Origin of the sequence: Nostoc flagelliforme FACHB-838 (assembly GCF_014698065.1) — a bacterium.
Lineage (GTDB): Bacteria > Cyanobacteriota > Cyanobacteriia > Cyanobacteriales > Nostocaceae > Nostoc > Nostoc flagelliforme_B.
The window spans coordinates 1-8,490 of the sequence record NZ_JACJSI010000252.1 but is presented as its reverse complement, the minus strand read 5'-3'; the positions used below and the strand labels follow the sequence as shown (position 1 = coordinate 8,490).

General features: G+C 43.1%; 11 protein-coding genes and 1 pseudogene. 3 read left to right on the top strand and 9 right to left on the bottom strand.

Annotated elements, in window-relative coordinates:
- The first annotated feature begins 923 nt into the window (after positions 1–923).
- Positions 924–1,463: a PEP-CTERM sorting domain-containing protein gene (locus H6G97_RS39555; RefSeq protein ID WP_190946101.1), complete on the top strand. Its 540-nt coding sequence runs from the start codon at positions 924–926 to the stop codon at positions 1,461–1,463.
- A 141-nt stretch (positions 1,464–1,604) separates the two neighbouring features.
- Positions 1,605–1,760, top strand: a complete 156-nt coding sequence (locus tag H6G97_RS51970) for a hypothetical protein (protein WP_206759149.1) — start codon at positions 1,605–1,607, stop codon at positions 1,758–1,760.
- Here the strand turns inward: H6G97_RS51970 and H6G97_RS39550 are convergent.
- The 9 genes and pseudogenes from H6G97_RS39550 to H6G97_RS39515 all read right to left on the bottom strand — a co-directional run.
- Positions 1,746–2,108: pseudogene (locus H6G97_RS39550) on the bottom strand (IS630 family transposase); the annotation flags it as partial. The gene H6G97_RS51970 and the pseudogene H6G97_RS39550 overlap by 15 nt on opposite strands.
- A gap of 60 nt (positions 2,109–2,168) precedes the next feature.
- A complete protein-coding gene (locus tag H6G97_RS39545) occupies positions 2,169–2,324 on the bottom strand; it encodes a hypothetical protein (RefSeq protein ID WP_190946100.1) in 156 nt (51 codons plus the stop codon).
- 107 nt (positions 2,325–2,431) lie between these two features.
- Positions 2,432–2,818, bottom strand: a complete 387-nt coding sequence (locus H6G97_RS39540; RefSeq protein WP_190946099.1) for a VOC family protein — start codon at positions 2,816–2,818, stop codon at positions 2,432–2,434.
- 258 nt (positions 2,819–3,076) lie between these two features.
- Entirely contained in the window at positions 3,077–3,466 is a 390-nt protein-coding gene (locus tag H6G97_RS53755) for a hypothetical protein (protein ID WP_242055881.1), read from the bottom strand.
- Positions 3,467–3,558: 92 nt separating this feature from the next.
- A complete protein-coding gene (locus tag H6G97_RS39530; RefSeq protein WP_190946098.1) occupies positions 3,559–4,137 on the bottom strand; it encodes a Uma2 family endonuclease in 579 nt (192 codons plus the stop codon).
- 50 nt (positions 4,138–4,187) lie between these two features.
- Positions 4,188–4,358 (bottom strand): hypothetical protein, encoded by a 171-nt coding sequence (locus H6G97_RS53750; RefSeq protein WP_242055880.1) that lies wholly within the window; start codon positions 4,356–4,358, stop codon positions 4,188–4,190.
- A 4-nt stretch (positions 4,359–4,362) separates the two neighbouring features.
- On the bottom strand, positions 4,363–5,379 hold the full coding sequence (locus tag H6G97_RS39525) for a hypothetical protein (protein ID WP_242055879.1): 1,017 nt from the start codon (positions 5,377–5,379) through the stop codon (positions 4,363–4,365).
- 110 nt (positions 5,380–5,489) lie between these two features.
- A complete protein-coding gene (locus tag H6G97_RS39520; RefSeq protein WP_199349979.1) occupies positions 5,490–7,142 on the bottom strand; it encodes a hypothetical protein in 1,653 nt (550 codons plus the stop codon).
- A gap of 344 nt (positions 7,143–7,486) precedes the next feature.
- Positions 7,487–7,729: a hypothetical protein gene (locus H6G97_RS39515; protein ID WP_190946097.1), complete on the bottom strand. Its 243-nt coding sequence runs from the start codon at positions 7,727–7,729 to the stop codon at positions 7,487–7,489.
- A gap of 227 nt (positions 7,730–7,956) precedes the next feature.
- On the opposite strand from H6G97_RS39515, the gene H6G97_RS39510 reads away from it, so the two are divergent.
- On the top strand, positions 7,957–8,490 hold a 534-nt coding region (locus H6G97_RS39510), incomplete at its 3' end, for a hypothetical protein (RefSeq protein ID WP_190946096.1).

Genomic DNA, 8,490 nt, shown 5'->3' with positions numbered 1-8,490 from the left:
CGGATACTTCTGGATATAATCAAAAACCATAACTAATACAGAAAAATGGTAGACACTTACTTAAACGTTTTACCATTTTTCTTTTCCTAAGTTAATATTTCGGACAAGTCTATTGCATAATAGCCGGAAGCGCTGTAACTCGGTCATAATATCAACAGCACTTGGTAACAGATTAAGTTACCTTTAGCCCAAGTATATCTATAAATATTTTAGCGAATACCCTTTTAAATCTGAATCGAATGGCACTAAGATAACGGCAAACCCATTATATATCAGGCTTTTGGGTGTGGGGTGTGGCTGAGTGGGTGTAGTGAGTCAGAAATTTATTTGTATCCCCACTCATATAAGATTTTCTTGATTTTTCCCGACACCCGACACCCTACCCCCAACACCCAGCCCAGACGAGCTTTCAGCTTTTCTTAGTGCATTCAAACCTGAATCTTTACGAAAATGTTACCAGACCTACTTTGCCAAATTCCTGTAGAATAACATCCGAACCCAACTCCTCACCTATTCAATCAGCCAGCACCCCATCCACACACGCAATCCCCCACTGCGGATATTTGGGATCATCGTGTCAAAATTTAAAACCTTTCCTTCTGCCCCTTATCCCCACAAAGTGGGCCCCCACCTTCTCCTTTACCCCGCCAAGTGAACTTGGCGAACTACTAGGCAGGCTTTAGAAGGTTATCTAAATCTGTTAACGTACAAAAAACCGTTTCGGCACGATGACCCAAAATCTATCTCAAGGAAGATACCCGAATTAATTGAAAGCATAGTAGGCTGCTCCTAACAGCATAAAACTGGTCTTTACTTTTTGAAATCTGGTTATAGCAGTGCCTTGAGTTTGGCATCATCAAAGATGTGCCAATGAGTACACACCTAAGACCTCTGCTCTAGCAGAATGTGGAGAAATCAGAATTATGTCTTGTGCAATATCTTTAAAAAAGTTATCGCTAGAAAATACCACCGTAGCAATTGGCGTTAGTGAGACAGACCCAGCAATAGATGTCAATTCCAAAACATTTAGTATTTCGGGAAATTTTGCTTGTACATCTGAGCTTGGGTCATTAGGATTACCAATGGAGTTGCATGGTGGTTCTTTTTGTGGAACTTATACAGTGAATGTGGAGTCATTACTTACTTCTAGTACTTCTCAAGTATTTTTGACAAATTGGACTGTGAGCTTGCTAGACTCTGCCAACACTGTTTTGCGAAGATTATCTAAGACTTTACCTGGCAACACTGCTTACATTCAAGACAACATACTTGGCTTTATAAACGAAGGTTTATTTACACGGATTAATAGTGATTATTACGGCTTAGGATTATATTTCAACAGCAATTTTGCAGGTATGGGTAGTACCAATAATGGAATTTTTGAGGATAGAAGCTCCCTTGGAGATGCTGAAAGCTATGGCAATATCCGCATTACTTTCGCAAAAAGTGAAGTGATTCCTTAAACCATTTTATTTATGTTAATTCACAACATCAAGTCTTTGTCAAACAGGTAAATCTTAGTGATAGGGTTAAGAAAAGTCTTTACATTATACCATCAAAACTTTAGCATTTTTACGGAACTATGTAGCCCAGAGTTCAATTTAATGAATCCTAAAGTTTCTGTTACTGCCAACCACATCTCCGTCCAATTGTCTGAGGGAAAGCGGGTAAAGCCGTGGAATTTGGCGCTAAACTATGTGCTAGTTGCTTTGATGAATATGGCATTTCTAGACCATATAGGAATCCTATTTGATTTTTGAATAAGCTCCGTACATCTGTAAAGTGTCGAAATCAAAGGTAGTGGTCTAATAAACCACTCAAACATCCACTTTAAATGAGAAAATGTTGGAACCAAAGCACAAAAACGTCTAACCCATGTCTTGGCTTGTAACCAGATATCTTCAATTGGATTTTGTATTGGGCAATTGGGGGCTTTAGCGTTCACAATGTATTTTCCATTGCTCGGTTGGCAAACTTTGATTAACAGAGTCCAAAAAACCTCGAATTTCTTTGGAACAGTGGTAACTAGCACCATCCCAAAAAATTAGTAATTGCTGGTCGGGAGAGTCGGCTAGCAAGTATTGTAGGTAGTCAATGGTATTTTTTGTTGGATTTCATCATATAAGTAACCTTGATAAACCAGCTTTACTGCCAACGCTTTCCTTACCTCACACGTATCTGGATGCAGAGCCATAAAATCTTGTAGTGAGCGCGATCACATCCTCCAGGGCGCTCCCTGCAATTGCTTCCACTAACATTTCCTCCCTTGACTGTTCCTGTGATATTTCTACTGTCAGTGTGGCAGTTTGTATATGCTGACTCATTATTGTTTTTTGTTATACTTCTACATATCTCCGTATTCTCTCTTAGTCTTGTTCAGAAATCAAATAGGAGTCCTATAGATTATAATTATGTGTTTTATGATAACTGTCTAAACTTGACTTGCAATTTCAATTAAAATACCGTCTAAATCTCTGACATATCCAACCTTTTGTCCCCAAGGCTTTTGTTTTGGTACAACTAAACTAATTGCACCAGCCTCAACAGCACGATTGAAGGCTGCATCAACATCATCTGTTGTAAAGGCAATTTCGATTCCAGCAGGTTGAGCAGATAAGCTGTTTTCTTGAAATCCATTAATTAGATTTGAGCTAGCTAGTTCATTGGAGGCAAACGCAAGTTTTGTTGAGCCTGTCTCCATCTGTGCATACTGTCCACTTTCGTGAATAAAATGTTGGTGTAACCCAAACGCTTTTTCGTAAAAAGCAACTGACTGAGTAACATTTTTTACGTAAAGAATAGTGTAAGAAAATTCCATTGTTTTTATGGTTCTAAACAAGAATCACTGAGGATAAACTAGTACATTTGCTCTATTTAGTCAAGTATCGGTACTCAATACTTCTCGGTTAAGGGGAAAAGGGGAAAAGGGGAAAAGGAAAAGGGAAAGAAAAAACTTTTAACCCAAACCCAGTACCCTTTACCCTAAACCCGATTCCGAGTTAAAAATGCAAAACTCGAGAAGTATTGCATCAGTACTTCCTTGACATCCAGTGTCAAGATTTAACTACTCAAATCGCTACTCCTCCCAATCCACCAGCACCCCATCAACACAAGCAATACCCCACTGCGGAAACTTCGCCAGCATCTTTTTAACAACAATCTGCTTTCGCGGGATCATCATTCCAACATGAGAGCAAAAAGTCAAACTCCGGATTCTGCCCCGAATTTCCCGCAACGCGTGAGTTTCTGCATACGCTCCGGTCGCACATTTGACAAAAGCAACAATCGCCTCATGTGACCACTTTTCGGGATTTGGTACGGGCGCGGCGGAACTTTCACCTTCATGATCCGCTTTCACTCTTTCACCCGAAACTGAATTTTCATCCCACAAAGAAGCAGAATAACTCTGTTCTACCTGCCCCTGAGTTTGATTAGCGTAGACGTGAAACGGCTTGTCGTTAGACATCGCTGAAGTTGAAGAAAATTCATTTACGGCAACAGGCGCAGCGGAACAAATTTATTTTCCTCGTTTATTCTCTGTTTCAATCCCTAATTAAGTTATTCAAATTCAGGTGGCCATAATTCGGCTATTGCTAATTCCCAACCTGGAAGTAATTCTGGTATTACTAATTTGTCTTTATCTCTTAAAATAACTGGTTCCTGATTAGGGCGATAAACTGTAACTAAAAGTTTGTCAGGGTCAATGAGAATACCTACTGTAGAACCAAGTTCTAGGAATAGTTTAATTTTCTCTTCCAGTGGTTTGATACGGTCACTTTTAGATTTTACCTCAACCGTGAGATCGGGGACTAATTGCACAAAATCACGCTGAGTTTTCTTGAGTCGTTCTGCCCGAACAAATGAAACATCTGGAGCGCGTAAGTTTCTTTTTTCTGGGTCGCCCGTAGTTTCACCGATTTCAATGCTTGGCAAGATAAAGCCAGCGCTGGAACCTGTAACTCTGCCTAGCTTGCGAGGCATGACCCAAATATTAAGAAACGTTAACAGGCGAGAACCAATTTCGTCTGACTCATAATCGCATGGGCCCATAACGATGATGTTTCCCTCTACTAGCTCCATCTGCCAATCGGGATTCTGTGACTGTAATTGTTCTAAGTCTTTGATTGTCAGAGACATAAGGTATAACTCGCTTTCAAGCGCGATCTTCTTTCTATGATAGGCGATCGCTAATTATTCCACTTCACCAGCACCCCATCCACAATCACAATACCCCACTGCGGATATTTCACCAGCAATTTCTTGATCACAATTTGCAAAGCCGGGTCATTCCAGCACTCCTTCAAAAAGTCAAAACCCGGATTTTGCCCCGCATTCGCCGCAACCTTGAGTTTCTGCATACGCTCAGGTCGCACATTTGACAAAAGCAACAATCGCCTCATGCGACCATTTTTCAGCACTGGGGACAGACGCGGCGGAACTTTCACCCTCATGATCCGCTTTCATTTCTCCACCCGTAACTGAATTTTCAGTCATCAACTCAGCAGAGGGGCGACTTGGTTCTATTTTCTGATCTGCGATCGCTGAAGTTAAAGATTTTTCAATTTGGGCAGGCGGCGCGGCGGAACAAGTACCTTCATGACGGTCTCTCGGCTCAACGCCACAATCCTGTTTTTCAGCCAACAACGAAGCGGGATTACTCTGTGCATCATCCACAAGCGTTAGCGATGTACAGTCCATTGCCGTAGGCAAGTCTTTCTCTTTCTCTGACACGCCCTCGACAGATAGAGGCGAAGCGCCCCCCAAGGGCGCACTCGCCGTCTCCTCCTCACGCGAATTTCCTGTAAGCGTGTCAGAGAAACTCCTCACAATCTCTTTTGAAGAGTTTGTGAGGAGTTTCTGACCAGTTCGTGAGGGTTCACAGAACCCTTGCTCTGACTCACTTTGATCTAAAATAGATGCTTGATTTAAAGCACCCATTTCTTCAGGGGCAGCATCTTTATCTGAGATTTCAGCATTTGATTCTCGTTTTTCAGCATCTAGTTCTGGTTTCGTAGAATCCCCTTTCTCCCAAAAATCCTTAATTCTGCTTCCATGTAGATTTTTGACAGTCCACCTCATCGTCTCCCGGCCATCCTGAATCGATTTGTCCGGCTTAAAAATAAACAGTCCGCTTTCGGAAAGAATTTTCTTTGCAGAGATAAAAGTACTGTACCCCAAAGCTGATGTTAAAGGCATCCACCGAGAACCATAGGGGTCAGCCGTCCAACATTCTTGCCACAATTGCGTAACTGAAGGCTTTTGCTGCGATGCCCAGAGCATATCTTCTATGGGAATAATCACATGAAGCCGCTTATACGGTGATTGTGGTTTAGTGGTAGCAGACTTTTTGAGCTTGGGTCTGGTAATAGTTGCAGTCATCTTTCAATCTCCTGTTTATGTTGGCGCACGGAAATTTCCCCGACTGTGATGCGGGGCTTGGTACTTGTATTCGGTTGTCTAAAGAATTACTGGTATGGGCAACAGATCACTTAGCCTTGCCAAAAGCGCAACTCATCTCGGAAATACCTGTCAGTCTTTTTTGATTGCTCCTTCCAACAATCCCAAACCACCACGACTTCCTCGCCTAAATCCTGCACCACCTCGCCCCTTTCCACATATAAGGTGCGGTAAGGATCAGCGTGAGCAACTATAGAACCAAGCCCGATTGTGTCCGGCTCAGTAGATGACTTCTGGAGTGCGGTAATTAAATCAGTCTCTTCACTGGTCAATTCCGCCCAGTAGTCTGATTTAATCACTTCGTACTCTTGGGCAACATTCCAAAACTCCTGCCAAGTACACCCCGATTTAGCTAGCACTGCCCTAATTTCACTAACTGCTTGGGGCAACATTTCCAGTTGTTCGGCTCGATATGCGATCGCAGTTGGTGTCGGCTCACTCCCCAGAATTATCGCCGCAGCTTCAAGCGCTTGGGTATTGTTCATAGCGTTGGCGAGATTCTTCAAAGCCATGCCCATGAGTCGTAAACATTCTTGGGCGTTCTCCTTGGGTGGTTCCTGCGCTAGCGATCGCAAATCAATAGTTTTCTCCAGGGCAAGCTTGACCTGCTTGTTCAAAGCTTTAGTCGCTTGCTGGGTCATGGTATTTCCCCACTGTTGCGAGGGACGTTCTTCTACGGCGCGTTCCAATTCCTGAATGCGAGAAAGGAGTTGTTGGTTTTCAATCTCCAGTTTTCGTAACCCCTCCATTTCGTCTAGGCGCTGCTGCAATTGAATATTTTGCTCCCTCTGCTGCTTGTACAGGTTTTGCAAGGATTGGATTTGCTCACTTACTTGTTCTTCAGCCCTAGCAGTGGCTTCTGACTGTAGCCCAATTCTCAATTCTTGTTGTAAGCGCTCTAACTCAAGCTTGTGTTGTTCTTTGAGTGCAGTGATCGCCTCAGAGTATTGTGGTGGATAACTTGGCTCTGTGGAGAGTGGAACGCTGGGGGCATCTAAATCAGTGTTATTAACCAACAGCCTCTCGCCATCAGCAAAGGTGACAATCTGCTGCCAATGATTTAGTGCGTCTGCCTCAATCACTCCCGAATCCCCATACCTTGGGTGTGACTGTTGTGAAACTGTGACAATAGCTTTTTGAGGAACCACTGGTTCTTCAATTTTGGGAACCAATGCTTCCTGAATAGATTGCCTTTTGCGTGGAAGTTGAGGAACCACTTTTTGGGCGGCAGCAGCAAAGTCTGATTCACCAGGGGACGGGTTATCTTTCAGAGCGATCGCTACAGCTTGTTTTAGTTTCTCTGGTTCCTTGACTAAGCGAAGTAACGGACGAGCCTGACGCTCATTCTTGATGTGTCCGCCCAATTCACCAACTGCGTCTATAACCTTTTTCGCTCCTAGCAGTTGGTTGATTCGTCGGTATCCACCCCAGACGCATAACTCACGCTGGCAGTATTCTTCAAAGTTTTTATATCCAGCTTGCAGGTAAAGCTGCTGTTCCCTCATCTGGAGGATTTCATCTACCGCTTGCCACTCGAATCGGTCGATGGCGGTGAAGGTTTCCTGGATACTGGTGTTGAGGTTGGCGTAATCGAGTGCTGAGGTTTTTTTAGAGATGCGATGATCAATCCTAGAACTAACCTCTGTGCATGATGCAGGAAGATTTGGTATTGTTTGTGTAGTCATAGACTTGTCTGAAGGTCATGTGACTATCCCCTCTGACAGCCTGAGAAACTCACAGTGGGGATTTAAATTTACGATTGCTGCTAAATCATTTGCTGGTTAAGTCATTTAAGTTTAAGAATTGTAAATTCTATTCAGCCATAATTTTAAGTAACAATTGTATGACCAACCCCCGATGTTTTCTTAAAAATAGTATCAGGGGTTAGCATATTGTATGACAACTAGGTTAACATAGTTGTACAAAAGTGATCTATAAAAAACAAAACCCGCCTAATGATCGGCGGGCTTTTCTTTAACCGTATCCAGGATACGTTCACGTAATTGCCTGAGAGATGTATTTTCTGCTCTCAGGCTGCTGATTCCCCCAATAGCTTGTTCTCCAGTATCTCTAACTTGTTTTCATGTTCCTGGAGCCTTAACTTTATTTGTTCAAGGTCTAGGGTTTGACTTTGCTCCTCCTCTTCCAGGTATCTCCTCACCAAACTGATTAAGACCTCAGATGGTTTTTTGTTTTCTTTCTGAACTTTTGCCATGAAGGCTTCTTTCTCGGTACTGTTAATCCGAAAAATGATCCTATCGTCTGCTCTCATTTTGTGATTTACCTCTAACCCTGCATTGAAAGTGAGTATGACGCTGTGATCCAAATATAAACTTGTTTTTCTAAATCTTGTCACAAATTGGCATATATGGTTGACAAAAAACGTACAATGTCATACAATAAAGTAACAGATAAACAAAAAGCGATCGCGTGGTCTGGACAACTGAGCGATCGCCTTTTGTGAAAACCTAACCCAAAACATGAGTCAGGAATATAATTATGACGCAATCCGTTTGCACACATCAAGCACCTTCAAGCTTTAAGCTTAATCAAATAGTCACAGTTACCGATGCTCCTTCCAAAGACGAACAAGCCCTAGCCCAAGCAGAACTCGACAGCCACCTCGAATCCCAAGCCGAAGCTGTAGCCCCCACCCAAGACCCCTTGACATCTCGTGACCGTCGCATCATTGGCGAGATTATCGAAGTCCAACCCGAATCAATCCGCACCATCTGGATCGAAGGCGGGATTACGGTATGGGTGCAGTTTGTGCAAGGTGGACGACTACCATTTGATCGGGACTGGTTCGCTACAAGAGTGGCGCAGGTAAAAGCAACTCTACCAGAAACCCCACGGGAACGGAATCAGCGCTTGGAGTCGGAGTTAAAAGAAGCTTGCACTGTTTTCGGTTTGTACCACAGTGAGATTGACTATCTAGTATTTAGTACGAAAGTCTATCGCCAGGGCAAGTTAGTTGGCTTCGTTGGTTGGGATGAAGAGGGTTGGTACGCAAGACCCAGACAGTACGGACTC